Genomic DNA, 25,308 nt, shown 5'->3' with positions numbered 1-25,308 from the left:
AAGGCGCGTAGGATACCAAGCTTGCAGGGGGTGTTACTAGCTATTTACAGCGTCTTTTAAAGCTTTACCTGCTTTAAAACCTGGAACGTTGGCCGCCGCAATCTGAATTTCTGCACCAGTCTGCGGGTTACGACCTGTACGAGCTGCACGAGGCTTAACTTGGAAGGTGCCAAAACCCACCAAAGAGACTGAGTCACCTTTTTGCAAGGCACCCGTAATAGACTCAACGACCGCGTCTAGCGCACGACCTGCTGATGCTTTAGAGATGTCTGCTGATGCTGCGATGGCATCGATTAATTCACTTTTATTCACGCTGTTCCCCTTATGGATTGCTTCAAAGTAACGGCCCCGAACAGGTCGCCGTAATCACGCTAGCTTGTGCTTTTTGACGAGTCAATTGGCACTATGTCAAGGCCAAAAAAACACTTGCTAAATTCTTAAAACTCAGGAAAGACGCGGCTTTCCTGCTTGTGTCAACCACATCCCGACTTTATACCAGCTTCTTAAGCAGGGTCAACAAAGATCTGCTAATGAGGCTTAATTCTGTCTCCATTTGACACTTTCTCATCTTGCACCTGCTGCGCAACCGAGTCCAAGAAGGCCTCATCAGTCAAAGGTTCTGGACGGCGCTCCAACGCCAAATCAAGAACCTCGTCAACCCACTTCACGCAGTGGATATTCAAACTTTCTTTAATATTATCAGGCACTTCCTGCAGGTTTCTCTCGTTTTCCGCAGGAATGATCACAGTCTTGATACCTCCCCGCCGAGCCGCTAACAGCTTCTCTTTGAGGCCACCGATGGGCAGAACCTCTCCGCGCAGGGTAATTTCGCCGGTCATTGCTACATCGGCGCGAACAGGGATGCTCGTCGCAACAGAGACTAAAGCCGTGCACATTGCTATACCGGCACTTGGCCCGTCCTTCGGGGTAGCACCCTCGGGCACATGGATATGCAGATCATGTTTATCGTAATAGGTCGCGGGAATGCCTAAACCTTGTGCTCGGCTGCGCACAACCGTTGTGGCGGCGGCGATGGACTCTTGCATCACATCACCCAGGGACCCCGTTTTCACATGCCTGCCCTTACCGGGCACTGCCATTGCTTCAATTGTGAGTAGTTCACCTCCCACCGAAGTCCAAGCTAGCCCCGTAACCTGACCAATTTTGTTCTCTTCATCTGCCACGCCGTAGTTGTACTTGCGAACGCCTAGTAACGTCTCGAGATCTTCCTCCGTTACGTGCTGCGCGCCTTTGTGGAGGCCTAGAGCATGTGACTTAACAATCTTGCGTGCTAGTTTCGCAATTTCACGTTCAAGCGCTCGAACGCCCGCTTCGCGGGTGTAGTACCGGATCATGCCCAGCACGGCACCCTCTGATATATCGACTTCACCGTCTTTGAGACCGTTGACCTTTAACTGTTTCGGAATCAAATAGCGCTGTGCAATATTCAGCTTCTCATCCTCGGTGTATCCAGGTATGCGAATGACTTCCATGCGGTCAAGCAAAGGCCCCGGAATGTTCATGCTGTTGGAAGTGCACACAAACATGACGTCTGACAAATCGTAGTCGACTTCCAGATAGTGATCATTGAAGGCGTGATTTTGCTCTGGGTCCAACACCTCGAGCATCGCTGAGGCCGGATCGCCTCGATGATCCATTCCCATCTTATCGATTTCATCGAGCAGAAACAGGGGGTTTTTCACCCCAGCCTTTGCCATTTTTTGCAGCAGCTTTCCGGGCATCGAACCAATATACGTGCGGCGATGTCCACGAATTTCCGCCTCGTCTCGAACGCCGCCCAACGCCATGCGCACGAACTTCCGATTTGTGGCCCGCGCCACCGATTCACCCAAGGAAGTCTTGCCTACCCCTGGCGGTCCAACCAAACACAGCACAGGGCCTTTGACCTTGCGCACTCGCTTTTGCACTGCCAAATATTCCAAGATTCGGTCTTTGACTTCCTCGAGTCCATAATGATCGGAGTCAAGCACGGCTTGAGCGCGCTTTAGATCGTGCTTGACTTTGCTGCGCTTGGACCACGGCACACTGACCATCCAGTCGATGTAGCCTCGAACAACCGAAGCCTCGGCCGACATGGGAGACATCATTTTGAGCTTAGAAAGCTCGGCATCAACCTTGGCTTGAGCCTCTTCCGGCATGCGAGCATCTTTGATTTTCTTCTGAATTTCTTCCATCTCGTTGGGCGCATCATCTAAATCCCCCAACTCTTTTTGAATAGCCTTCATCTGCTCGTTCAAATAATACTCGCGCTGAGACTTTTCCATCTGCTTTTTTACGCGACCACGAATGCGTTTTTCCACCTGAAACAGATCGAGTTCCGCGTCCATAAGGCCCATCAAATGGGCGGCACGCTGAGTCACAGAGGCCAATTCAAGCAAGGCCTGCTTTTCTTCGATAGGGACGACTAGATGTGCCGCAATGGTATCGATCAAACGACCAGGCTCCTCAATACCGACCAGTGATGACAACACTTCGGATGGCACTTTTTTGCTGGTGTTCACGTATTTTTCGAACAATTCCGAGGTCGATTTATTTAATCCTTGCGCCTCTGTATCTTCAGGCTCCTCGCTCGCGATCTCTCGACACGTCGCTGTGGTGTAACCTTCAGTGTCAGTCACATCCGATAGTGCGGCACGAAAATCGCCCTCGACCAGCACTTTAATCGTCCCGTCAGGCAGCTTTAGCAACTGCAGAATTGTGGCGACAGTTCCGACAGAAAATAGGTCCTCCTGCGAGGGATCGTCTTTGTTCGAGTCACGCTGAGCGACTAACAGCACTTGCTTGCCGTTGTTCATGGCATGCTCGAGCGCTTGAATAGACCGTTCACGGCCTACGAACAATGGCAACACCATGTGCGGATAAACCACGACATCGCGCAGCGGTAACAAAGGCAGGGTTAAAGTGTCAGACACAGACATCGCATCGCTCCGAGGGTGTTGTTATACCCCATTTCATGGGGACCTTACGCCAAAATGCAAGAGCGAGGTACGATTAATCCTCGGCCGAGCTCACCTTGGGCGCGGGTTCATTGTTTTGGTAGACCAGCAAAGGCTCAGAGTCGCCGTTGATCACAGACTCATCGACCACTACCTTCACGACATCGTCGCGTGAGGGAATGCTGTACATCGAATCCAGCAAAACGGCTTCTAAGATCGACCGCAGCCCGCGGGCGCCAGTTTTTCGCTCCATCGCCTTCTTCGCGATTGCCTGCAGGCCGTCTTCACGGAAGTCGACCTCTACCCCTTCCATCTCGAACAAACGTTTGTATTGTTTGGTCAGGGCGTTCTTCGGTTCGGTCAAGATCTGAACTAAAGCCTCGACATCCAGCTCTTCCAAGGTGGCGATCACAGGAAGACGACCCACAAACTCGGGAATTAAGCCGTAATGCACCAAATCTTCGGGCTCCAAGTCGAACAGGATCTCGCCAAACTCTTTCTTTTGTTCTTTACCCTTCACTTCGGCATTAAACCCAATACCACCTTTCGCCGAACGATTGGTGATGACTTTGTCCAAACCGGCAAACGCGCCACCACATATGAACAAAATGTTAGAAGTGTCTACCTGCAGGAACTCCTGCTGTGGGTGTTTGCGTCCACCCTGGGGAGGTACTGACGCAACGGTACCCTCGATAAGCTTTAACAGGGCCTGTTGCACACCCTCTCCAGACACATCCCGAGTAATCGACGGGTTGTCCGATTTTCGACTAATTTTATCGATCTCATCAATATAGACGATACCGACTTGCGCCTTTTCGACGTCGTAGTCACATTTCTGAAGCAGCTTCTGAATAATATTCTCAACGTCTTCGCCCACGTACCCCGCTTCAGTCAACGTCGTCGCGTCTGCGATCGTAAAGGGTACATCTAACAGTCGCGCTAAGGTCTCGGCAAGCAAGGTCTTACCGCTACCGGTAGGCCCTACCAACAGGATGTTGCTCTTGCCCAATTCCACTGCATCGGAGCTTGACTGTCCGTGGCGCAGCCGCTTGTAGTGATTATAGACCGCTACCGATAGCACCTTTTTAGCGCGCTGCTGACCAATCACGTATTCGTCAAGGATGGCGTTAATCTCTTTGGGCACCGGCAGCTTATCGCTGGATTCTGCGCTGGCCGCTTCTTGAATCTCTTCGCGGATAATGTCATTACACAAGTCCACGCATTCATCGCAAATGAACACCGAAGGCCCCGCGATGAGTTTCCTCACTTCGTGCTGGCTCTTGCCGCAGAAGGAGCAATACAGAAGCTTTGCGTTATCGTCTTTTGGGGGCATTTTATTGTCCGCCATTCGTTATCCTAGCGTGAGTACAAGTCGTTCAACGTACGATGATGGGTTTTCGTCGGTTTTGCAAGTCTATCTGACACGTATTCGGTGTCAGATAGCGATCAAGTGCGAGAGCTGACGACCTCGTCAACTAGGCCGTACTCTTTGCTCTGCTCGGCGTTCATAAAGCGATCACGCTCGGTATCACGCTCGATCACGTCGATAGGCTGACCCGTGTGTTCCGCCATCAAACGATTGAGACGCTCACGAATAATCAATATCTCTTTGGCTTGAATATCGATGTCTGTGGCCTGACCCTGTGCGCCACCGCTGGGCTGATGAATCATTGTGCGCGCGTTAGGCAAACAATAACGCTTACCTTTCGCACCGGCCGATAACAAGAACGCACCCATAGAAGCCGCCTGACCCATACATGTCGTTGTGACATCGGGTTTGATGAACTTCATAGTGTCGTATATCGCCAAGCCTGCAGTCACCGAGCCGCCGGGACTATTGATGTACAGATGAATATCTTTATCGGGATTTTCTGATTCTAAAAAAAGAAGCTGCGCCACGATCAGGTTAGCCATATGATCTTCCACCTGGCCCACCACAAAAATGACGCGTTCTTTCAATAGACGCGAGTAGATGTCGTAAGAGCGCTCACCTCGAGAGGTTTGCTCCACTACCATCGGAATTAAACCCAGGTTCTCTACCGTTTGCATAAACTACTCTCCGTCTAGTTCAAGGATTAGTTTGCGTTCGCTGCCTGACCTGCGCTAATGGCCTCTTGGTAACTACACGCTTTGTCTTCAACCTTCAGCTGTTCTTGAAGCTTCTCGACCACTTGGTCTTCCAAGACGCGGTTTTCAATCGCGTTAAGCTGTTCCTGGTTACTATAGTAGTAATTTACCACTTCTTCAGGATCTTCATAGGTTGAAGCAATTTCCTCAATCGTTTCACGCACGCGATCCGCGTCAGGCTTGATGTTATATTCAGACACCAGGGTTGCCAAAACCAAACCTAACTTGACGCGAGGCTCCGCGCGCTCGACAAACATCTCGGCGGGTAGCAAAGATTCTAAATCCAAGCCTTGCGCTGGCGCGCCACCGAATTGCTGAAACATTTGTTGACGCATGGCTTTGATCTCTTGATCAACCAATGCTTTGGGCACAGCCACGTCTTCATAAGTCGCGAGAACCGCATCCATAACCTGCTTCTTCACAGACGCTGTAACGGCGTTTTTCAACTCGCGCTTCATGTTGCCCGCGATTTCCTCTCGGAATTTTTCTTCGCCACCTTCCGTTACGCCGTACTGCTCGAACAGCGATTCATCCATCGGCGCCAAGACTTGCTCTTTGACGGCTTTAACGGTGATATCAAACGTGACCGCTGCACCTTTCAAATCGTCGTTGTGGTAGTCCTCAGGAAAACTCAGCTCTAGCGTTTTTTCGTCGCCTGCTTTCAGCCCAACGATACCGTCTTCAAAACCCGGAATCATACGACCCGAGCCCAACTCTAAAGAACTGTCGTTCGCGGCACCGCCGTCGAAGGGCTCGCCATCTTTTTTACCGAGATAATCGATGATAACCGTGTCGCCCTCAGCGGCCGCACGCTCAACTTCTTGCATGCTACCCTGCTGCTTGCGGAAAATTTCGATGATGTTATCCACATCTTCATCTGTCACTTCTGCAACGTGTCGCTCAATCGTGGTTTCTTTCAGATCGCGAGCTTCGACTTCGGGAAACACTTCGAAGGTTGCAACGTATTCAAGGTCTTTACCAGCGTCTAACTGCTTTGGCTCAATCGACGGCTGACCCGCAGGGCGCAGCTTTTCTTGCATAATCGCCTCTTGATACGTCTGCCCCATCACTTCGCCGATCACTTCGCGACGAACACCCTCACCAAAGCGCTGACGAATAACCTTGAAAGGCACTTTGCCTGGGCGAAAACCATCGAGACGGACATTCTTTGACGCTTGCTGCAAACGCTTGTTGACTTCATCTTCGATACGCTGCGCGGGTACACCGACAGTCAAACGACGCTCAAGACCTGAGGTCGTTTCGAGTGATACTTGCATTGTTTTTCCTCTAGAAACGGCGGCTGTCAGAGCAATAGCCGTATGTTAGAACTTTGTATGGTGCGGAAGGAGAGACTCGAACTCTCACGCCTCGCGGCGCTGGAACCTAAATCCAGTGCGTCTACCAATTTCGCCACTTCCGCATACTGTTTGACACGCTCGTGTTGTAACGAGCAAATCACTCAAGGGCCGCGATTGTGCCACAGTGAATGGGTCCATTCAACACACCAACGCACTGTTGAGGTGAAAATTTTTATTTTTTCGATCGTGGGCTCATTCCGTCAGGCAAGCGGGATCGAAGCGATACCCACCAGCGAGCCAATCCAAGCACTCTCGGGCGCCCTGACCAGCAAATTCCCGCAGTGACTGCCGCAGGCTGTCAACCTCGCTAGGGCACAGGTCATCTAAACGAGTATGCTCAAATTGATCCGCCTTAGTCAACAACCAGCCGATAAAGTCTGCACCAAGCGCTTGCCGAAGAACTTCAACAACCGAGCTCTCAGGCGTTAGGCGGTACAACTTTGACAAACCGGATAAGCCGAGCAAAGACAAATGCAACTGATTCATGGGATTACACAAATGACCCTGCAGACGCGAATTGGAGCAGCGAGCGGACAATGGTTTCAGGTACAAATGCTGTGATCTAAGACGCCCGTCATTCACTGGATAATTATCCCACAGTACGAGAGTCTCGCCCCACAGCTGTTTGGCGATCTGAACATCCGCTTCGCTTACCCTCTCAGAGCAAACACTCGGGCCTGTCCAAAACACCCCTGTATCATCGCTAAGACCCGCTTGGTATTCTTCGATATAGCCGTGGGGCATGGGACCGAAGACTTTTTCCAACACAGGATCGGGGGAGTAGTAGGTGGGACAAACCATACGATGCGTCTGGGGCAACGCCTGCGCCACTTCCGCCAAACAATCGAGCTGACGGGATGCAGTGTCTACGGTGCTGTGACTCATATCATCAAACAGCACGGCAATGATATCGGGCTTGAGATCTGAAATGACTTGAAGCTTATTGCGCAAGGCCCGTTTGTCAGCTTGACTCAACCCCTGGTTTACCCCTAAGGGTGACAATCCGACACCCCACTTCAGCCCCGCTGCCCTGTAGGCTCGCGCCATGTCATCAAGCAACTCTAGCTCTGTGTCAGGAAAAGGAAGTCGCCACTTAGACCGAAGATAAGTCTGTGCCTTCGGAGCGTAAATGTAGGTATTAAATCCCAGCGCAACAAACCAAGACGCCGCTTGATTCCGATGGCTCTGCGTCCAAGCGCGACCGTAGAAACCCTCGATAACACCAACGAATCGGGGCCGTGCAGACGACATTACAGGGTGTGAGTGGGACGGTCAGAGCGCAATATGCCAACCAGATACTTTTCAATTTTCTCGTTGACCGAAGAGTCTTGGTCGCTGAACTGAACGCCAATACCCGCGACGCGGTTTCCTTGCGGCTGTTTGGGTGTGATCCACACAACCTGACCCGTGATAGGGATTTTTTCAGGTTCATCCATTAGATTCAGCAACATAAACACTTCATCACCAATGGCGTAGTTCTTAGTGGTGGGCACAAACAATCCGCCGTTGCGCAAAAATGGCATATACGCAGAGTAAAGCACCGACTGCTCTTTGATCGTCAGCGACAGCAAACCTTGTCCGCTGCTAGGTATCGCCTTTTTTGCCATGTGCCTTCCGTTCATCTCGACCTCAACTCAGCGGATGTTTACACAAAGTTGCTCTAAGGCCAAGGGGATATTGATGTTAGGCGATCGGTGATACGTGCCTTGCAGTTCTACCAATGCTTTATGCCACTGTAGCAAGCGAGCATTCAGCGTATTCTTGCTCGCCGCAGCCACGGCAAATTGATGCGCATTGACAATTAACACCATAAGCAACAAATGTGCGTCGAGACCCTGAGCGGCTTGTCCGAGCTCTCTGGCGGTGGCTTCGCCCGCCAACACCTTCTCGGCGACGCTCACCGCACCTATCAAGGCGTCAGCGGCATCGTTCTCTTCGATTTCTATCGCCAAGAGCGGTTCGTTACTTGCTAACCGGAGCAGCGCATGCGCCCGTTGGTCAGATAAGCCTCGGTTTTGTAAAAACTCGAGCGCCTGAGTTGGATCGGGTCTAGCGACCGTAAGCTTCTGGCAGCGACTCATGACAGTCGCCGGTAACTGTGAGGTACGGGACGAAATCAAAAAAAGGTAGGTATTGGCTGGCGGCTCTTCCAAAAATTTCAGCAACGCATTCGCTGCGTTTCGATTCAGCGCACTGGCTGGAGCCAAAATTAACACCTTGCCGGCACCATAGTTTGCCGTTTTCGCCCCAAAGCTCAAGAGCGTCCTAATTTGATCGACTTTGATCACCTTAGACGAGCCCTCAGGCTGGCAGCGGTGATAATCACTGTGAGCGCCCTGCTCCAGCAATCGGCAGGCGCGGCAAAGCCCGCACGCGTTGTAATTGTCACACAACATAAAGTGGGGCAATGCAGCAGCCAGAGCCGTGGCTTCGGGATCCGAACCCACCGTCAGAAGCATTGCATGTGGCAGTCGCTCTGACTGGCGCCGACCAGCCAACTCCTGCAATACGGGTTTGTGCCAGCTTAAAACAGTGGCCATCAAACTGACACCCAGGCGTTCACGAGTGGTTCGAGATGTAAATTCACCGATGCACGAACATCATCGACAGTCGCCGTCGCGTCAATAACTCGAAACCGCTCGGATTCGACCCTCGCTCTTGTTAAATACGTCGAGCGCACGCGCTTCATAAACTCCAAGCCCTCTTGCTCAAAACGATCCAGCGCTCCTCGATCTCGCATACGCTGCAGGCTGATCTCTATGGGCGCATCAAATAACAGCGTAAGGTCAGGGTTGAAACCCATTTGGACCAAACGCTCTAAAATCGCAATTTTGTCTTCATCTACACCCCGCCCACCCTGCTGATAGGCGTACGTGGCATCGGTAAAACGATCACACAAGACCCACTCACCCCGATCAACAGCGGGCAAAATCACTTGCGCCAAATGCTGAGCCCTGGCCGCAAACATCAGCAAGAGCTCAGTCGTCGGATCTACAGTCTCATTGCGGGGGCTCAGCAACACGCGTCGAATCTCTTCAGCCAATTCAGTGCCGCCTGGCTCGCGAGTCACACAAACCTTAATACCTCTTTGCTCTAGCGCCTCTTTGACTAACGCTAACTGAGTGCTTTTGCCGGTTCCCTCGCCACCCTCAAACGTGATGAAATAGCCTTTTCGCATGACCTACCTTTATTGCTTTTGTTTGTTCAGATACGCCCTGACGGCGCGCTCATGCTCCGCCAAGGTATCGGAAAATACGTGGCCGCCCTCGCCGTCGGCCACAAAGTATAGCGCAGTACCCTGCTTGGGTCTTACCGCTGCTTCCAGCGACGCTCGACCTGGCGAAGCGATAGGCGTTGGAGGCAAACCGCCATGCTGATAGGTGTTGTAAATATTATTTTTGTCACGAAGGTGCGCGCGAGTGATGTCGCCCTGATACCGTTCCCCCAAACCATAAATAATGGTCGGATCGGTCTGTAGCCGCATGCTTTTTTGCAGTCGCCGAATAAAAACTCCGGCAATATCGGCTCGTTCAGACCCGAGACTCGTCTCTTTTTCGATAATGGAGGCTAAGATAAGCGCCTGATACGGGGTCGATATTGGCAAGTTCTCGGCTCGATTCTCCCAGACCTGATCGAGGGTACTCAGCATCGCTTGATACGCGCGCATAATGATCGCTTGATCGGTCGTATTGGCCAAAAAATAATAGGTGTCCGGAAACAGCCATCCCTCAGGACCATTCACTTCTGCGAACGTTTTGGCAATCCACGGGTCGTCGACCCCATCCAGCTCCGACCGGACATGAGGATGGCCTTGAACAGTCAACAACAGCTCCTTAAACGTTTTACCCTCTACCAGAGTGATTTTGTAGCTGTGTGCCTCACCTGACACCAGCAGACGCATCAGAGCACGTGGGCTCATGGCTTCTTCTATCTGGTAGTGACCCGCACGAATACCGCGATCAGCACCCGTCAGTCGTCCGATAAACGCAAATAGCGCGGGTGCTGTCACCATGCCCTGGCGCGCCAAAGTGTCCGCGACTTGCCCCATGCTGGCGCCTTGCTCTACGACCAACACCTGTGGCTGCCCGGTCCAGGTCGTCGTCCCGTACCACCATCGTGCACCCACAACAACGCTGGTCACGACAGTGACGAGCACGAGCGCGATCAATTTGCGCATCAGCATGCCTCCGGGGCGAGCGCATCAGCATAGCGCTGTTTGACGCGTGCTATTTGGGGCGAGGCTCGAAGCGGACGTCCAGCGATCGACCCAACCTCCTGAAAACCCCGCAATGCATTGGATATCATGACGGCATCGGCTTGATACAGTTGATCCAGCGTCAGCTCGCTCTCTTTTGTCTGCCAAAATCCCTGCTCACTCTCTTGCAGGAACCAAGCTCTTCGGGTTCCGGCCACTCCAGCGTCGTTAAGTAAGGGCGTATGCCAAACATCGTCAATCAAGGCATACACGTTGGCGCGCGTCGTACACACCACTGGCCCCGTCTCTAGACACATCAGGCCGTCTTCGTAACCCTGATCCGCTAAGGACTGCGAAGCCATGACTTGCTCTAATCGATTAGCATGCTTTAGGCCAGCTAACAGTGGCTGGCGGGCCAAGTGTATCGGGCTCACACCCAGATCAACAGGCCTAGGACTGGACATCGGCGCAGTGTTAATTAAACAAACCAACTCCGGAGTGGTCTGATCACTGAACGCGTAGCCACGCGCATCGACCGAGCGATGAACACTGACTCTCACCGCACAGAATTTGTCTGACGCCTGGGTTTTGAGTGTTGCTTCAATATCTGTAACAAACGCCTGCAGCACTTGGGGGTCCAAGGTGATTTGAAGTCGCGCTGCGCCTGACAGTAAGCGCTGCCAATGCAGAGGCGCCAAGACGAGATGCGTTTGCGACCACAGCAGAGTTTCAAATAAGGCGTCGCCGTAAAGCGCCGCCCGGTCGTTTGGCGCTAGGGTTTGACGATCCGAGCCGTGAACAAGCACCCAGCTCACCAGAGGCTACTCGACTTTGCCGAAAACCAAGGTTCCGTTGGTACCGCCAAACCCAAACGAGTTGGACAATGCGTAACGACCAACAAATGTTTGCGCGCTGTGCGGCACGTAGTTCAGATCACACCCCTCGCTGGGGTTGTCTAAATTAATCGTCGGCGGTGCAACCTGTTCTTGCAAGGCCAGGATCGAGAATATAGCCTCAACCGCACCCGCGGCACCCAACAGATGGCCTACCATCGATTTGGTAGAGCTTACGGCAACCTTGCTCGCATGCGAGCCCATCACCTGTTTTACCGCTTGAGTCTCAGCAATATCGCCGGCCGGTGTCGACGTGCCATGGGCGTTGATATAGGCAATTTGATCGGCTGGAACACCCGCATCATTCAATGCATTTTGCATACTCGCCGCGGCGCCGCGGCCATCTTCGGGTGGCAGAGTCATATGGTAGGCATCACCCGACATACCAAAGCCCACGACTTCTCCATAAATTTTTGCACCACGCGCTTTGGCATGCTCGTACTCTTCCAGCATCAAAACGCCAGCGCCGTCGCCTAGAACGAAGCCATCACGGTCTTTATCCCAGGGCCGCGACGCTGCAGAGGGGTCATCGTTTCTCGTCGATAGGGCTCGCGCCGCTGCAAAACCACCCAAGCCAACTGGGGTCGTCGCCATCTCGGCGCCGCCTACCAACATCGCGTCAGCATCTCCCGCGCTAATCATGCGCGCGCCTATGCCGATATTGTGTGTACCCGTGGTACAGGCGGTTACGATCGCGATATTCGGCCCTTGCAGGTTGTACTTGACGGATAAGTTCCCAGAAATCATGTTAATAATGGATCCGGGAACAAAAAATGGACTGATGCGACGGGGCCCGCGTTCAGCGACCAAAAGCGAGTTTTTCTCGATCTCTCCAATACCGCCGATGCCAGAGCCAATAGCACATCCGACTCTGGGGGCATTTTCGTCGGTAATCTCCAGCCCGCTGTCCTCAAAGGCCTGAATACCAGCAACCATGCCGTACTGGACAAACACGTCCATTTTGCGCGCATCTTTGGCTGGAATGTAGGGATCTGTATCCAAGCCTCGCACACTGGCGCTGAATGTGGTTGAAAAAGCCTCGGTCGCAAAAGTCTCGATGGGTGCAGCACCACTTTTGCCCGCTAACAATGCGTTCCAAGTATCCTTAACGTTGTGTCCCAAGGGGCTAACCATACCCATACCCGTGACTACGACTCGTCTACCTTTCATGCCTATCTCCGCCGTTTTTTGAACACCAAAAGCGTATTGACACCCATAAAAAAAGCCGCACTAGTCTCTAGTTGCGGCTTCCTGCTTGGGCTTTTGAAACCTAAGCTAGGTTGGTATTGATGTAATCAATCGCCAATTGAACCGTCGTGATTTTCTCGGCTTCTTCATCAGGGATTTCAGTTTCGAATTCCTCTTCCAACGCCATAACCAGCTCTACAGTGTCGAGTGAATCTGCACCAAGATCTTCCACGAATGATGCTTCGTTAGAAACCTCGTCTTCTTTAACACCTAACTGTTCTGCTACGATTTTTTTTACGCGTTCTTCAATACTGCTCATGATTTTTAATCACTCCTGAGTTTTGACTTTGATGCCATACCACTGCTCGAGTGGCGATTTTACCTTGTTTTTGTAGACTGGGTAACACTTTTTTAAAAAAAGCATTAACCCATGTACATTCCACCATTAACCTGAATGGTTTCCCCTGTGATGTAGGCAGCGCCATCGCTGGCTAAAAATGCCACCAAAGCCGCTACTTCATCTGCTCCACCGAGTCGCCCCAGCGGAATCTGTGCTGACAGCGTACCCTTGGCATCGTCGCCCAGAGCATCCGTCATGTCCGTTTCGATAAACCCAGGAGCGACTGCGTTCACCGTAATATTCCTTGAGCCTAATTCGCGCGCCAAGGCCCGAGTAAAACCCTCTACCCCAGCCTTAGTTGCAGCGTAGTTGGATTGCCCCGCGTTACCCATACGACCCACCACCGAAGAGACATTGATAATTCTCCCCCAGCGAGCACGAGTCATCCCTTTTACGGCACCTTTGCAGACCCGATACAATGCATTTAAGTTGGTATCGACTACGCTATACCACTCGTCATCTTTCATGCGCAGCAGCAGGTTATCCGCGGTAATGCCAGCGTTATTCACCAGCACCGTCGCCACGCCAAAGCGCGCTTTGATCGCTTCTAAACAGGCATTGACGCTCGCTTCGTCGGTCACGTTTAACACCAGCCCCGCACCGCCTGAAGCCGCTAGGCGATCATCAATGGCCGCCGCGCCTTTCTCACTGGTCGCGGTGCCTACGACAATCATACCCGCTGCGACCAGGGCATCCGCGATAGCCGCGCCAATCCCGCGCGACGCACCCGTAACCAATGCAATTTTTTGTTCGCTCATGCATGTACCTCTGCCGCGTAAGTCTCTAGAGCCTCATAACTGCTCAAGCTGACGCATGCTAAATTTTTATCGATTCGCTTGCCCAAGCCCGACAATACTTTGCCCGGACCGCATTCAACCAAGCATTGAACCCCTTTGGTCGCCATCGACTGTACGCATTGCGTCCAGCGCACGGGGCTGTACAGCTGCTTCACCAGCAACTCACGAATCACGGCGGGATCGTCTTCAGTCTCGGCACTCACGTTGTGAACCACACCAACGGCTGGAGAATGTATTTCTATGGCGGCTAAAGACTCGCCCAAGGCTTGAGCGGCGGCTTCCATCAATGAAGTGTGGAACGGGGCACTCACCGGCAATGGCATAATGCGCTTAGCACCGGCACCTTTCAGCGCCGTTTCGGCAGCGGCCACGCCCTCTTTATGTCCGGCAATAACAACCTGCCCTGGTGCATTGAAGTTGACGGCCTCGACAACTAAGCCCGTATCACTCGCTACCTGCTGACAGGTTTCAACGATGACGTGATCATCCAGGCCAATCACCGCGCCCATCGCGCCTACACCAGCCGGAACCGCGGCTTGCATCAACTCGCCGCGACGACGAACGAGGCGCACGGCGTCTGCCAGTGCAATACTGCCCGCTGCAGTAAGTGCTGAGAACTCGCCCAGGCTGTGTCCGCTCATCAATGCCGGCTTCACACCGCACATCGATTCATACACGCGATAAATTGCCACACTAGCAGCAAGCAACACGGGTTGCGTGTTCGCGGTCAAACTCAGGGTTTCTTGATCTCCGCTGGCAATGAGATCCCAGAGGTCAAAGCCCAATGCGTCAGAGGCTTCCACGAAGGTGTCTTTGAAAATAGAAGACTGCTGATAATAGTCTGCCAACATTTGAGGCGCCTGAGAACCCTGCCCAGGAAACACGAAAGCAGTTAAGGTGGTCATAAATTCAACCCGAACGGTTTAGCGAGGGGACTGCGGCGCGTTGAGCGCCGCAGTCAGAATTAGTCTTCTGAGGTTTCTACGACTTTGCGGCCTTTATAAAAGCCATCAGCAGAAACGTGGTGACGACGATGCGTCTCACCGGTGGTCGAGTCAACGCTTAAGGTTGGACCCGAAAGCGCATCATGCGAGCGACGCATACCGCGACGCGAGCGAGTCTTTTTACTTTTTTGAACTGCCATAACACTACCCTGTTGTGGTTTACGACTCGTTGGAGTCGTTTGTTAAATTGGCCAACACCGCAAAAGGGTTTGGCTTCCGATCTTCTACTATGGGTGTTGCTTCTAATTCCGGCAACGCATCGATACACATGGCTTCATGCATCGGCGCTACGGGCAATCCCAGCAACAACTCCTCTTCAATAACTTCATACAGGTCCAATTCGTCACCAGTATACACCAAAGGCTCGTACTGATTAGGACATTGTTGTGCTTGCTCGTCAGAGCTGCACAGCATCAGTGTACTGTGTGCTTCTACCGCCAAAGGCATGATGTCTAAACACCGTTCACACCGCACGCCAACATCACCCGCCACATCGACACTGACCACGAACCTGCGCTGTTCGTCACGCAAGAAGCGCAATGAAGCGCTAATCGTGGTATCTTCGCAGCTCACAACGCTCGCTAATCTGGATAAAGCGCTTGCCTTAACTACACCGCTCAGCTCAAGCTCTTTTACACAGGCTTTACGCGCGTCAAAGCATTTCGGCAATGGGCCCTGTTTCATAGGGCGCGCATGATAGGGAGTGACCTACGATTTGTCAAAGGAAAACGAACGTCTAACCCTCGGCACAGCGAAAAAGTTAGTGCTGGCCTCAACATCTCGTTATCGAGCCCAACTTTTAGCCCGACTATCGCTCACTTTTGAGACCCTTGACCCGGGCGTTGATGAGACACCAGGCGCAAACGAAGACCCGCGAGCGCTCGCTTTGCGACTGGCAATAGCCAAAGCACAAACGCCTTTAGCGCCCGCTGATGCCTGGGTACTCGGTTCCGATCAGGTGCTCGCTTGCCATGAGCGCACTCTCGGCAAGCCTGGCACCCATGATATGGCAATACAACAGCTTAGCGCGTGCTCTGGATCAACCGTCTCTTTTCACACTGCCGTATGTTTATCGAACCGTACGTTGAGTCTCTGTTACTCGCATACCGTGGACACGCGGGTGACGTTCAGAGAGCTCAGCGATCGGGAGATAGCAAGCTACGTTGCGGCAGAGCCCGCACTGGATTGCGCAGGCGCATTCAAAGTCGAAGGACTGGGTATCAGCTTATTTACCGAAGTGAGCTCAACCGATCCCACTGCACTTGAGGGCCTACCACTCATTAGTGTTTGTTCAATGTTGCGCGAAGCCAACTTGATGAACTGAGCTTAAGGCCTCATAAACTCCGCCGCCAGACCTCCAAGGCAGATCTTAGCCCACCAACGTCGTCCACCACCGCCAAGGGCTGATGTGGCAACAGTTGCTCGCGGGTGTGAACGCCATAGGTCACACCAATCGAGGCCATCCCCGCTTGCTCTGCCATGGCCAAGTCATAGATCGAATCACCCACCATAACGGCCTGCTCTACCGTCATCCAAGCCTCATCAAGCAGCTCTTGAAGCATTAAGGGATGTGGTTTTGAACGCGTTTCGTCAGCGCAGCGCGTGTGCGCGAACAGGGCCTGCATACCAAGCTCCGATAACACCCGGTTCAAGCCCCGACGGCTCTTGCCGGTCGCAACGGCGAGCGTGGCACCCGCTTCTTTTAGCTCTGCCAAAACATCCTCAACACCGGTAAACAAGGACACATCAGGAAGCGCTTGTGATTCACTAAAATGTCGAGAATAGGCCTTGGCTAATTCTAGGTGCTTGTCAGGTGCCTCGGGAAATAAAACCTCCATCGCTTGAGGCAGGCCGAGCCCGATAATATGCCTAACGTCCTTGTCTGGGGGTACTTCGACGGCGCAATCTGCTGCCGCAGCCTGCATTGCCAGTACAATACGAAGCACCGAATCACACAAGGTGCCATCCCAATCAAATACGACTAACACAGCGTTCTAGCACCTCGTTTAATTCCTGATCGTAGGGAGCACTCACAGTAAGTGACTTCCCAGAGGGCGCAACTAACTCAAGACTTGCTGCATGCAAAAACAGACGCTTCAATCCGACGCTTGCTGCAAGCTCCTGAGCTGCCTCGTGCGCATATTTATCATCACCCAACAAACAGTGACCGAGGTGCGCAGCATGCACCCGAATTTGATGGGTTCGCCCAGTAATGGGTTTCGCTTCGACCAAAGTCAGACCAGGATAGCGATTAAGCGTTGCAAATTCCGTCTTTGCTTTTTGCCCCTCTTCATTCACCCGCACGATACGCTCGCCGGAGGCCAAAGCGAATTTCTTCAAGGGCGCGTCCACCAGTCTCTGCGCTCTAGGCCATTTGCCGAACACCAAAGCATGATAACGCTTGGTCAATTTACGATCGCGCAGCAGCGCGTGCAAGTGTCGCAGCGCGCTGTTTTTCTTTGCGATCATGATGCATCCCGACGTATCTCGGTCGAGTCGGTGAACCAACTCCAAGCGGCGCGCCTCGGGACGCAACTGCCGCAGGACTTCTATCAAACCGTACTTCAAGCCACTCCCGCCGTGCACTGCCAGGCCTGAAGGCTTGTTTATAATCATGAAGTCAGCATCTTCATACAGCACCCCACGCTCTACGCTATCTAACCAATGCTTAGCCACTAAAGCCCCCTCCATTTGAAGGGCGCGTTCGCCGAGCGGGGGGATACGAATGTCATCGCCTTCTAAGAGCTTGTACATTGCGTTCGCGCGCCCTTTATTGACGCGCACTTCCCCGCCCCGTATTGCTTTATAAACGCGCGATTTGGGCACTTGTGCAAACCAGCGCAGCAAAAAGTTGTCCAAGCGCTGACCCGCTTCGTCAGCATCGATTTGATGGTAGACAACGTGGAGCTTTGGGGCCTGATTGTTTTCTTGAGGCATAGAGATTAAATCATTGATGAATCGGCAGTTTCCTGTTAGTCTTCGCGCACTGCGAGTGCCCGACTCAGCGATCACACACTGCGAATAAGCGCAGTATAAACGCCGCGGCGCATATAGGCGAATGAATACAGACAGAAAACCGCGCCGCCGCCTCGCAGGAATCCGCACACGGCGGAATTCGGTCCAGGCAAGGGGCCTGACCGAGCTAAACAGTAACCGCGCGAATGGCCGGTGAAGATTACAGGTTTGATCGAACGTTTAGAAACTCTAAACGATACGAGAGAGAGTTGCCGGCATTACCGAGCAGCTTGGGTACAAGAGCCCCATCCCCCGCTGTAAGCGGCGGAAATACGTGCACAAACACACGATCACTAAGCTCGTGTACCCTCTGATGTTGTTGACAATTGCAGCGCTTCGCCGGACGTCGCACCTAGAGTGAAAACGTCCATGAAAAAAATGTTAATCAACGCAACTCAGCCCGAAGAGCTGCGCGTTGCCCTAGTAGACGGCCAACGCCTCTACGATCTCGATATTGAAAATCGCACCCGAACCCAGAAAAAAGCCAACATCTACAAAGGTAAAATTACCCGCGTCGAGCCCAGTCTCGAGGCCGCATTTGTCGACTTTGGCGCCGAGCGACACGGCTTTCTGCCCCTGAAAGAAATTGCACCCGAGTACTACAGCAAAAAAGGTAAAGCGGGCGACAGCAGCAAAATTAAAGACTTGGTGAAAGAAGGCACCGAAATCATCATTCAAGTCGACAAAGAAGAGCGTGGCAATAAAGGCGCGGCCATTACCAGCTACATCAGCCTTGCGGGTCGCTACATGGTGCTAATGCCCAACAACCCCAAAGCCGGTGGCATTTCGCGTCGCATCGAGGGCGATGACCGCTCGCAGCTTCGTGACGCCATTAACGAATTGGTCATCCCAGACGGCATGGGCGTTATTGTGCGCACGGCCGGCGTTGGCCGCAGCTCAGAAGAGTTGCAGTGGGATCTGAACTATCTCGTACAGTTGTGGGAAGCCATCACCAAAGCGGCCGATGAATTCCGTGCGCCCACCCTGTTGTTCCAAGAGAGCAACGTGATCGTGCGAGCAGTCCGCGACTATTTGCGCGACGACATTGACCAAGTTCTAATCGACTCAACCGAGGCACACCGCGAAGCGAGCGACTTCGTGGGATTGGTCATGCCGCAGTACCGCGATCGAATCAAGCTGTATGAAGATCCAATCCCAATGTTCAACCGCTTTCAAATTGAGGCACAGATCGAAACCGCCTTCCAACGAGAAGTGCGACTACCCTCCGGCGGTTCGATTGTCATCGACCCAACCGAGGCCCTTGTCTCGATCGATATTAACTCGGCCAAAGCGACTCGCGGTGGAGACATCGAAGAGACCGCGCTACAAACCAATCTAGAGGCGGCCGATGAAATTGCTCGACAGTTGCGTCTTCGCGACATGGGTGGTTTGGTCGTTATCGATTTCATTGACATGCTGGCCTCAAAAAACCAACGTCTAGTGGAAAACCGCATACGCGACGCACTCGCCATCGATCGAGCGCGCGTTCAAGTCGGTAAAATTTCACGCTTTGGTTTATTGGAAATGTCGCGGCAACGCTTGCGTCCCTCGCTGGGTGAAACCAGTGCTATTGTCTGCCCCCGCTGTACCGGCCAAGGCATCATTCGCGATACAAAATCGCTGGCGCTATCCATCCTTCGCTTGCTTGAAGAAGAAGCCATTAAAGATCGCACGGCCGAAGTTCGCGCGCATGTACCCCTAGACGTCGCCGCGTATCTACTGAACGAAAAACGCATCGCCTTGGCGACCATTGAAGCAAACGCCCGCGTACGCGTTTTAGTGATTCCAAATCCCAATATGGAAACACCACATTTTGACGTACAGCGACTGCGAGACGATGAAGTCAGTGGCACGCGCGAAGTGAGCTATAAAGTCGATGTCGCCGTTCCAGATACCGACCTATTTAAAGTCGAAGACGCCAAGGCTAAAGCACCTGAAGCAGCGGTTAAATCAATTGCGCCAACTCAGGCGCCCGCTCCTGCGCCCAAGGTCGATAAAAAGCTCGAAGCTAAGCAACCGCGCAGAGACAACCGCAAAAAACAGCATAAAAAGCCCAAGTCTTTGTGGCAGAAAATTGTTCACGCACTGTTCGGTGAACCAAAGAAAGCCAAACCTGCTGAGAAAAAAGGCAAGCGCGACGAAGAGACCTCAAATCGCCGCAAGCCGAACGAGAATCGCAACGAGCAGCGCAATAACGAGCGCGGCACGAACAACGAGGGTGGCAACAAACGACGTCGTCGTCGCCCCAATAAGTCACGTGCCAACAACCAGACCGAGAGCGAGCAGCAAACGAACACCGAGGTGTCCACCGATATCGTCGAGACAGCGCGTGAAGATAAGCCCAAACGTCGACCTCGTAATCAGCGCCGCGCACCGACTCGTGAACGCGCAAATCGTGACCAAATCGCAGACGAAGCTCTGCAGGCTGTAGCAGCTGCGCAAACAGAAGTTGCGTCCAATGAAGCGCCAAAACCTGTAAACCCAGAAGCGCAAGAAGCCGCCGAAATCGTATCCAGTGCAGAGCAAACCAACACTGATACCGTCGCAGCTAAGGCGCAAACTGCTCCCGGAGACGCTGTGGACGCTGGCGTCTCAGAAAGCACAGCACAACTGACAGCCCGTGACGAAGACACGACCACTGAGCCAGTAGTCGCAGAAACCGTCAAACAAGAAACAGAGACGCGTGTGACTGACGACGCCGCTGCTGAATCAACAGATCTCAGCAACACCTCAGAGGCGTCTGCTGTGGCAGAGGAAATCGCCGCTGTTGAATCAGTTGTTGTTGTCGAGCAAGTGGCGGAAGAACAACCTGCACCGACAGGCCTCACCGCCGATGGTCGCGCCATCAACGATCCGCGAGTACAGCCCAAACCAGCAGAGTTACCGGCGATTCAGACCTCGCACTTACAGATCTTTGGCGAGCAGCAACCTGCATTGCAGTATATTCCTCGTGACATACCGCGAGCGCAAAACGACCCACGCGGCGCAGCAACAAGCAATGAGGAAAGAGAATCTGCTTAAATTTAATTCTGCGTCTTGTATCGGACTCTGATCTCGGTATAATCGCGGTCTTTCGAGGAGCGACGCTCCTCAAACAGTTTAGGTGGGCTGGCTGAGTGGTCGAAAGCGGCGGTCTTGAAAACCGTTGAACCGAGAGGTTCCCGGGGTTCGAATCCCTGGCCCACCGCCAAACAAGAAAAGCATCCTTCGGGGTGCTTTTTTTGTTTTGGGGCTGGGGCGGCAGATGAGGCCGCTCTCGCACGTCCTGTGCTCCGCGGCATTAGTACATCCTGTACGTCAGCCCCGCAGGGGTTCGACATATCGCGTCAGCGATGTGGACGCAGGAGCGAAGCGACGGCGCCCGTAGGGTGAGAGCCGCGGAGGCAACGCGGATCGAATCAATCCCGGGCCCACCGCCATCTTTGGCGTACTAACCGAGCTTTATCGGTTAGTACGCCAAAACATCCCCTACCAACATCGCGCAACTGCCCCACCACCACACTTCACGCCTCTCCTACCACCTACCTATCGTTTGCTAAATTCTGGAAGACGGTGCATACAGAATCTTACGCCATGATCCTTATCGCGCGACTCAACAGAACACTGGCAGAAACGCCCACAAAGGTCACACCTTTAACCAACCATGAAATAAAGGCTTCAAATATACTCAGGAGACTAATGCATCGAATAATTGGTCACAGGTAGCATTCGCTATTGCTGACTTATTTATCAAATTTTCAATTATCCGAAGTTGTAATCCGAGAAATAAGTGATATCGTAAAGATTAGGAAAAATAGTTTGATTTTTTGAAAAACAAAGCAGGGAGTTATCCTCATGAGGCTAGACCCTTACACGTCGTTGCTAGTATTCGTACTGTTTCTTACTACACCAGTATCCGCGCAAGAACTCCCACCTCTAGTTAGCTTTTCCAACGGAGACATTGCTGACGCTAACGACATTAACAACAACTTTGATAACTTAAATCGCAGAATCGTTGCCATTGAAGATTTTGGCGGCTGCTCAGTAACTCAAGATGGAAGCTCTGTCGTCATAACCTGTGCTGATGGTAGCTCTGGTGTCTTGGCTGGTGAAGGTACGGTCGTGGTATATCCTGAAGGCGGAGTGTTAGGCGAAGTACATCTAAATCAAATCCCTTCAGGTGACATTGTATTGATGGACGCAAATGATGTGGTGTTAAGCAAAGTGTCCGCAACTGCCGGAGGCACAACCCAATTTATTGTTACGGCTGGAGAATCAGAGATCTCGGCTATGATAGTAAATTCAGTCGCAGACCAGCGGATTATACTGACCTCGTGGGGTTCAACTTATCTGTACTATCATTCGTCTGACTGTTCTGGGCAAGCATTTGCTAGTAACAGCATACTGCATGAGATTGAGGGCATTCTTTACGTTCCCGTCACGTCGGGGTCAAGACAAGAAATATTGGCCCAATCCAGAAAAAAAAGCGGTTATGGGAGTTACCCCGATTACTATATTGGGTCTCTAGGGTGCGAAGCCAAGACGGAAGTAAAGAATGCTTGGTTGATGGTTGAGTATACGCCAGCCCCTGAAATACTGAATGCAGCTTATCCCGTTCGCCTGCAGCAGCTTCCGTAATAATGCGAGCTATCTTTCTCATCTTTGTCGGCTTGCTTCATGCATACTCAGCAAACGCCCAAGAAGCATTTGTTCTGGGAGAAGGCAGATTAGGAGAAAGCGTCTGGGCGAGTGATCTTGACGGGGACTTGATAGCGGATAACAAAGATCAGTTTCCAAATGCGCCCATCGGTAATTTAACTGATACGGACGCAGATGGTGCGCCCAATAATTGTGATCAAGCATGTATTGACTCAGGTATGCGTGCAGATGCAGATGATGACAACGATGGTGTTGCAGATAGTGAAGACGCCTTCCCGTTAGATCCAGCTGAGACGGTCGACACCGATGGCGATGGCACAGGTAACAACGCTGACCTAGATGATGATGGAGATGGCTACGCAGATAATTTAGACGCATTTCCAATCGATCCACTAGAACATTCCGATAACGACGATGACGGGATTGGTGACGTAGCAGACGATGACGACGACAACGACGCGATCACGGACGCAGATGAAATTCTATTAGGTCGCTCCCCCACGCGCCCCGAGTATGTTTTCTCCACCGATAATCAAAGCGCATCCATCTGCCTACTTGACGGAGAAAGAATTCCACGTTGCTGGGGTAGTAATTCATACGGCCAGATACAACCGCCCACCTCAACCGCTTTTAAACAAATTTCTTTAGGTGAGCGACACGGTTGCGGTATTACTCTGAGCGACACTGTCTCATGCTGGGGTGATAATGCGTATGGACAAGCATCTCCCCCAGAAAATCTGGACAAAGTAAAGCAATTAACCAGCGCTAACCGATACTCTTGTGCACTTTTGGAAGATGACTCCATCACTTGCTGGGGCGGTAAGTATTACATGAATCCACTAACCTTCTCGGGAGCAAAAAAAATTGTGTCTGGATGGGACCATAGTTGTGTCTTGCACAGCGGAGGAATTTCTTGCTTTGGATCCACGGGCTCGGAGCAAATCCCTAGTGACTTGTCAGGATCTTATACCGATGTTCACGCTGCCAACGATTTCGTTTGCTCGGAAGACTCCACGGGTTCAACATCTTGCTATGGGATCGGGAAAGATATTTATTACGATGTAACATCTGAAACTAATATAAATAATCTCACAGTTGGAAGTTACAATTACTGCTCACACGAATACGGTTATGGTTTAGCCTGCGGCGGCTCGAGCTCTTTTGACATCCTTACACCACCACTGTTAAACGCTCGCATAGGCACTCTGGCACTTACAACAACAATGGCTTGTGTATTAACCAGCACCGGCGTTACGTGCTGGGGAACAGGCGCGAACGATGCTCCCGAGATTTTGTTCGATAATGATCAGGACGGGGTGAATGACATAGAAGACGCATTTCCGCTGGACGCTGCGGAAAGTATTGATACCGACAATGACGGCATAGGCAACAACACTGACCTTGATGATGATAATGATGGCTACAGCGATGCCTACGAGCTTGAAAAAGGTACTGACCCCCTTGACGCCACTGACTTTAAACCGTTGTATGATGATCTTAATGGCATCGTGTACCACTGGTCTCAACATTCTTTAATGAACGCCGCAGAAATACATCGTATCTCTGATGCTGAAGTTAAATCAGCAACAAACGCTCAAGGACGGTATAGATTTGAAGATACTCCCGAAGGTAACTACGAGCTCTCCGCGTCACAAGCTGTTACTGACGCTGATATTAACCGCACCATCACCTCAGCAGATGCTCTGGCTGCATTGAAAATCGCGGTTGGATTAAACCCTAACTCAGATCCAGACGGTGATGGGCCGCTCGAGGCTCTGGCTGTATCGCCATACCAGCTTATCTCGGCAGATATGAACCAAGATGGTCGTGTGACCTCAGCTGATGCACTCGCTATTCTTAAAGTCGCTGTAGGCTTGAGCGATGCGCTAGAGCCGTCATGGAAATTAGTTGCAGACGCGCAATCGCTTTGGTCAACACACGGTGATAAATCCAATGTGTTTGACGCTTCAAAAGCTTACTTATTGACTTATCCTGACAAAACAGAAGTGAACTTTGCTGCGATTCTGCTGGGAGATGTCAATCCCACCTGGAAACCTCAGGAAGGCACAGAATCACTCAATCATGATCATTTCTCTATGTATGCCAAAGCTTCTGGTGCACCTCTCTCGCTATGGGGAATACGCGACTCAGATGAGGATGGCTTATCGGATGAGCAAGAGGAGACATTAGGTACGTCGCCGCTTGAGGCTGATACAGACGCCGATGGCGTGAATGATGTTGATGATCTGTTCCCTCTAGATCCAGACAAGTCCGACGATATACCGGTCGGAGCTGAGCCAGAACCAGTGCTATTAGCTTCACCAATGAAAGCCAATACGTCTGCGATAACGATGGTTAAACCTGTGCTGCTTCGCGGGGACATGAACGACTGGGGAGTCAGTGACACATTTGACGAATTAGATGATGGAACCTATCAATTGGTAATGAAGCTTACACCTGGCACTTACACCTTCAAAGTCGCCAGTGCTAACTGGTCTATCATGGACTTAGGGGCTCAAACTGAAACTCACCGGTTAATAAAACCTGAGGTCCCAACATTACTATCGAGTGAACCAAGCCTCCCATACGTATTGGTGCTGATCAATGAAACCACGATAGTTTTTAAACTGACAACAGGTGAACACAAAAAATATTACATTACCGTGTTCAATTTACCTGACACCTACGATGGCCCCTAACACCCGAATCAACTCGTGGGGGCGCGTGACGTGAACG

Annotated in this window: 23 protein-coding genes and 2 tRNA genes; 5 read left to right on the top strand and 20 right to left on the bottom strand. The window is 52.0% G+C overall.

Annotation, left to right across the window (positions count from 1 at the left end; translation table 11 throughout):
• Positions 1–36: 36 nt before the first annotated feature.
• From EYZ66_RS06760 to EYZ66_RS06675, 18 genes are all read right to left on the bottom strand, one after another.
• Positions 37–330: an HU family DNA-binding protein gene (locus tag EYZ66_RS06760; RefSeq protein ID WP_158026999.1), complete on the bottom strand. Its 294-nt coding sequence runs from the start codon at positions 328–330 to the stop codon at positions 37–39.
• A gap of 197 nt (positions 331–527) precedes the next feature.
• Positions 528–2,939 (bottom strand): endopeptidase La, encoded by a 2,412-nt coding sequence (gene lon / locus EYZ66_RS06755; RefSeq protein WP_009575438.1) that lies wholly within the window; start codon positions 2,937–2,939, stop codon positions 528–530.
• A gap of 73 nt (positions 2,940–3,012) precedes the next feature.
• A complete protein-coding gene (gene clpX, locus EYZ66_RS06750) occupies positions 3,013–4,305 on the bottom strand; it encodes an ATP-dependent Clp protease ATP-binding subunit ClpX (protein WP_009575439.1) in 1,293 nt (430 codons plus the stop codon).
• A gap of 98 nt (positions 4,306–4,403) precedes the next feature.
• Entirely contained in the window at positions 4,404–5,006 is a 603-nt protein-coding gene (gene clpP / locus EYZ66_RS06745) for an ATP-dependent Clp endopeptidase proteolytic subunit ClpP (RefSeq protein ID WP_009575440.1), read from the bottom strand.
• A gap of 26 nt (positions 5,007–5,032) precedes the next feature.
• Positions 5,033–6,361: a trigger factor gene (gene tig, locus EYZ66_RS06740; protein WP_009575442.1), complete on the bottom strand. Its 1,329-nt coding sequence runs from the start codon at positions 6,359–6,361 to the stop codon at positions 5,033–5,035.
• Positions 6,362–6,419: 58 nt separating this feature from the next.
• Positions 6,420–6,504: transfer RNA gene (locus tag EYZ66_RS06735), tRNA-Leu, on the bottom strand.
• 130 nt (positions 6,505–6,634) lie between these two features.
• On the bottom strand, positions 6,635–7,693 hold the full coding sequence (locus EYZ66_RS06730) for a beta-N-acetylglucosaminidase domain-containing protein (protein ID WP_009575444.1): 1,059 nt from the start codon (positions 7,691–7,693) through the stop codon (positions 6,635–6,637).
• Entirely contained in the window at positions 7,693–8,049 is a 357-nt protein-coding gene (locus EYZ66_RS06725) for a PilZ domain-containing protein (protein WP_009575447.1), read from the bottom strand. Before EYZ66_RS06725 ends, EYZ66_RS06730 begins: the two co-directional genes overlap by 1 nt.
• A gap of 27 nt (positions 8,050–8,076) precedes the next feature.
• The gene (locus tag EYZ66_RS06720) at positions 8,077–8,982 is read right to left on the bottom strand and encodes a DNA polymerase III delta prime subunit (RefSeq protein WP_009575449.1); all 906 of its coding nucleotides are present in this window, start codon (positions 8,980–8,982) and stop codon (positions 8,077–8,079) included.
• On the bottom strand, positions 8,982–9,620 hold the full coding sequence (gene tmk / locus EYZ66_RS06715) for a dTMP kinase (protein ID WP_009575451.1): 639 nt from the start codon (positions 9,618–9,620) through the stop codon (positions 8,982–8,984). The genes EYZ66_RS06720 and tmk overlap by 1 nt, the downstream gene beginning before the upstream one ends.
• A gap of 9 nt (positions 9,621–9,629) precedes the next feature.
• Positions 9,630–10,619, bottom strand: coding sequence for an endolytic transglycosylase MltG (mltG, locus tag EYZ66_RS06710; protein ID WP_009575453.1), 990 nt, complete (start codon positions 10,617–10,619; stop codon positions 9,630–9,632).
• Positions 10,619–11,452: an aminotransferase class IV gene (locus EYZ66_RS06705; protein WP_040816391.1), complete on the bottom strand. Its 834-nt coding sequence runs from the start codon at positions 11,450–11,452 to the stop codon at positions 10,619–10,621. The genes mltG and EYZ66_RS06705 overlap by 1 nt, the downstream gene beginning before the upstream one ends.
• A 6-nt stretch (positions 11,453–11,458) precedes the next feature.
• Complete coding sequence (fabF, locus tag EYZ66_RS06700; protein ID WP_009575456.1) at positions 11,459–12,700, bottom strand: beta-ketoacyl-ACP synthase II; 1,242 nt, start codon at positions 12,698–12,700, stop codon at positions 11,459–11,461.
• 100 nt (positions 12,701–12,800) lie between these two features.
• Complete coding sequence (acpP, locus tag EYZ66_RS06695) at positions 12,801–13,037, bottom strand: acyl carrier protein (RefSeq protein ID WP_009575457.1); 237 nt, start codon at positions 13,035–13,037, stop codon at positions 12,801–12,803.
• 104 nt (positions 13,038–13,141) lie between these two features.
• Positions 13,142–13,876, bottom strand: coding sequence for a 3-oxoacyl-ACP reductase FabG (gene fabG, locus EYZ66_RS06690; protein ID WP_009575459.1), 735 nt, complete (start codon positions 13,874–13,876; stop codon positions 13,142–13,144).
• The gene (gene fabD, locus EYZ66_RS06685; RefSeq protein WP_009575460.1) at positions 13,873–14,820 is read right to left on the bottom strand and encodes an ACP S-malonyltransferase; all 948 of its coding nucleotides are present in this window, start codon (positions 14,818–14,820) and stop codon (positions 13,873–13,875) included. Before fabD ends, fabG begins: the two co-directional genes overlap by 4 nt.
• Positions 14,821–14,879: 59 nt before the next feature.
• Positions 14,880–15,059: a 50S ribosomal protein L32 gene (gene rpmF / locus EYZ66_RS06680; RefSeq protein WP_009575461.1), complete on the bottom strand. Its 180-nt coding sequence runs from the start codon at positions 15,057–15,059 to the stop codon at positions 14,880–14,882.
• Between the two features lie 19 nt (positions 15,060–15,078).
• A complete protein-coding gene (locus EYZ66_RS06675) occupies positions 15,079–15,603 on the bottom strand; it encodes a YceD family protein (RefSeq protein ID WP_009575462.1) in 525 nt (174 codons plus the stop codon).
• Between the two features lie 31 nt (positions 15,604–15,634).
• On the opposite strand from EYZ66_RS06675, the gene EYZ66_RS06670 reads away from it, so the two are divergent.
• Positions 15,635–16,243 carry a Maf family protein gene (locus tag EYZ66_RS06670; RefSeq protein WP_050793396.1) on the top strand — a complete coding sequence of 203 codons (609 nt, stop codon included), beginning with the start codon at positions 15,635–15,637 and terminating at the stop codon, positions 16,241–16,243.
• A 10-nt stretch (positions 16,244–16,253) separates the two neighbouring features.
• Here EYZ66_RS06670 and EYZ66_RS06665 read toward each other — a convergent pair whose 3' ends face one another.
• Together EYZ66_RS06665 and EYZ66_RS06660 are read right to left on the bottom strand one after the other, a co-directional pair.
• Positions 16,254–16,907 (bottom strand): HAD family hydrolase, encoded by a 654-nt coding sequence (locus EYZ66_RS06665; RefSeq protein ID WP_009575464.1) that lies wholly within the window; start codon positions 16,905–16,907, stop codon positions 16,254–16,256.
• Positions 16,891–17,856 (bottom strand): RluA family pseudouridine synthase, encoded by a 966-nt coding sequence (locus tag EYZ66_RS06660; RefSeq protein ID WP_009575465.1) that lies wholly within the window; start codon positions 17,854–17,856, stop codon positions 16,891–16,893. The genes EYZ66_RS06665 and EYZ66_RS06660 overlap by 17 nt, the downstream gene beginning before the upstream one ends.
• A 447-nt stretch (positions 17,857–18,303) precedes the next feature.
• On the opposite strand from EYZ66_RS06660, the gene rne reads away from it, so the two are divergent.
• The 4 genes from rne to EYZ66_RS06640 all read left to right on the top strand — a co-directional run bounded on the left by rne (position 18,304) and on the right by EYZ66_RS06640 (position 25,271).
• Entirely contained in the window at positions 18,304–20,955 is a 2,652-nt protein-coding gene (gene rne / locus EYZ66_RS06655) for a ribonuclease E (RefSeq protein WP_009575466.1), read from the top strand.
• Between the two features lie 81 nt (positions 20,956–21,036).
• A tRNA-Ser gene (locus EYZ66_RS06650) sits at positions 21,037–21,124 on the top strand.
• 644 nt (positions 21,125–21,768) lie between these two features.
• Complete coding sequence (locus EYZ66_RS06645; RefSeq protein ID WP_009576524.1) at positions 21,769–22,551, top strand: hypothetical protein; 783 nt, start codon at positions 21,769–21,771, stop codon at positions 22,549–22,551.
• 2 nt (positions 22,552–22,553) lie between these two features.
• Positions 22,554–25,271, top strand: coding sequence for an outer membrane protein OmpA (locus EYZ66_RS06640; protein WP_009576523.1), 2,718 nt, complete (start codon positions 22,554–22,556; stop codon positions 25,269–25,271).
• Positions 25,272–25,308 lie beyond the last annotated feature (37 nt).

Source organism: Aequoribacter fuscus (assembly GCF_009910365.1).
Taxonomy (GTDB): Bacteria; Pseudomonadota; Gammaproteobacteria; order Pseudomonadales; family Halieaceae; genus Aequoribacter; species Aequoribacter fuscus.
Note: the sequence above shows the minus strand (reverse complement) of the source record. Positions and strands in the feature narration are given on the sequence as shown.

Excerpts from the sequence above, each read along its gene's own strand:
- lon (WP_009575438.1), bottom strand. The coding sequence starts at position 2,939 with ATGTCTGTGTCTGACACTTTAACCCTGCCTTTGTTACCGCTGCGCGAT.
- clpX (WP_009575439.1), bottom strand. The coding sequence starts at position 4,305 with ATGGCGGACAATAAAATGCCCCCAAAAGACGATAACGCAAAGCTTCTG.
- clpP (WP_009575440.1), bottom strand. The coding sequence starts at position 5,006 with ATGCAAACGGTAGAGAACCTGGGTTTAATTCCGATGGTAGTGGAGCAA.
- tig (WP_009575442.1), bottom strand. The coding sequence starts at position 6,361 with ATGCAAGTATCACTCGAAACGACCTCAGGTCTTGAGCGTCGTTTGACT.
- EYZ66_RS06730 (WP_009575444.1), bottom strand. The coding sequence starts at position 7,693 with ATGTCGTCTGCACGGCCCCGATTCGTTGGTGTTATCGAGGGTTTCTAC.
- EYZ66_RS06725 (WP_009575447.1), bottom strand. The coding sequence starts at position 8,049 with ATGGCAAAAAAGGCGATACCTAGCAGCGGACAAGGTTTGCTGTCGCTG.
- EYZ66_RS06720 (WP_009575449.1), bottom strand. The coding sequence starts at position 8,982 with ATGGCCACTGTTTTAAGCTGGCACAAACCCGTATTGCAGGAGTTGGCT.
- tmk (WP_009575451.1), bottom strand. The coding sequence starts at position 9,620 with ATGCGAAAAGGCTATTTCATCACGTTTGAGGGTGGCGAGGGAACCGGC.
- mltG (WP_009575453.1), bottom strand. The coding sequence starts at position 10,619 with ATGCGCAAATTGATCGCGCTCGTGCTCGTCACTGTCGTGACCAGCGTT.
- fabF (WP_009575456.1), bottom strand. The coding sequence starts at position 12,700 with ATGAAAGGTAGACGAGTCGTAGTCACGGGTATGGGTATGGTTAGCCCC.
- acpP (WP_009575457.1), bottom strand. The coding sequence starts at position 13,037 with ATGAGCAGTATTGAAGAACGCGTAAAAAAAATCGTAGCAGAACAGTTA.
- fabG (WP_009575459.1), bottom strand. The coding sequence starts at position 13,876 with ATGAGCGAACAAAAAATTGCATTGGTTACGGGTGCGTCGCGCGGGATT.
- fabD (WP_009575460.1), bottom strand. The coding sequence starts at position 14,820 with ATGACCACCTTAACTGCTTTCGTGTTTCCTGGGCAGGGTTCTCAGGCG.
- rpmF (WP_009575461.1), bottom strand. The coding sequence starts at position 15,059 with ATGGCAGTTCAAAAAAGTAAAAAGACTCGCTCGCGTCGCGGTATGCGT.
- EYZ66_RS06675 (WP_009575462.1), bottom strand. The coding sequence starts at position 15,603 with ATGAAACAGGGCCCATTGCCGAAATGCTTTGACGCGCGTAAAGCCTGT.
- EYZ66_RS06660 (WP_009575465.1), bottom strand. The coding sequence starts at position 17,856 with ATGCCTCAAGAAAACAATCAGGCCCCAAAGCTCCACGTTGTCTACCAT.
- rne (WP_009575466.1), top strand. The coding sequence starts at position 18,304 with ATGAAAAAAATGTTAATCAACGCAACTCAGCCCGAAGAGCTGCGCGTT.
- EYZ66_RS06645 (WP_009576524.1), top strand. The coding sequence starts at position 21,769 with ATGAGGCTAGACCCTTACACGTCGTTGCTAGTATTCGTACTGTTTCTT.
- EYZ66_RS06640 (WP_009576523.1), top strand. The coding sequence starts at position 22,554 with ATGCGAGCTATCTTTCTCATCTTTGTCGGCTTGCTTCATGCATACTCA.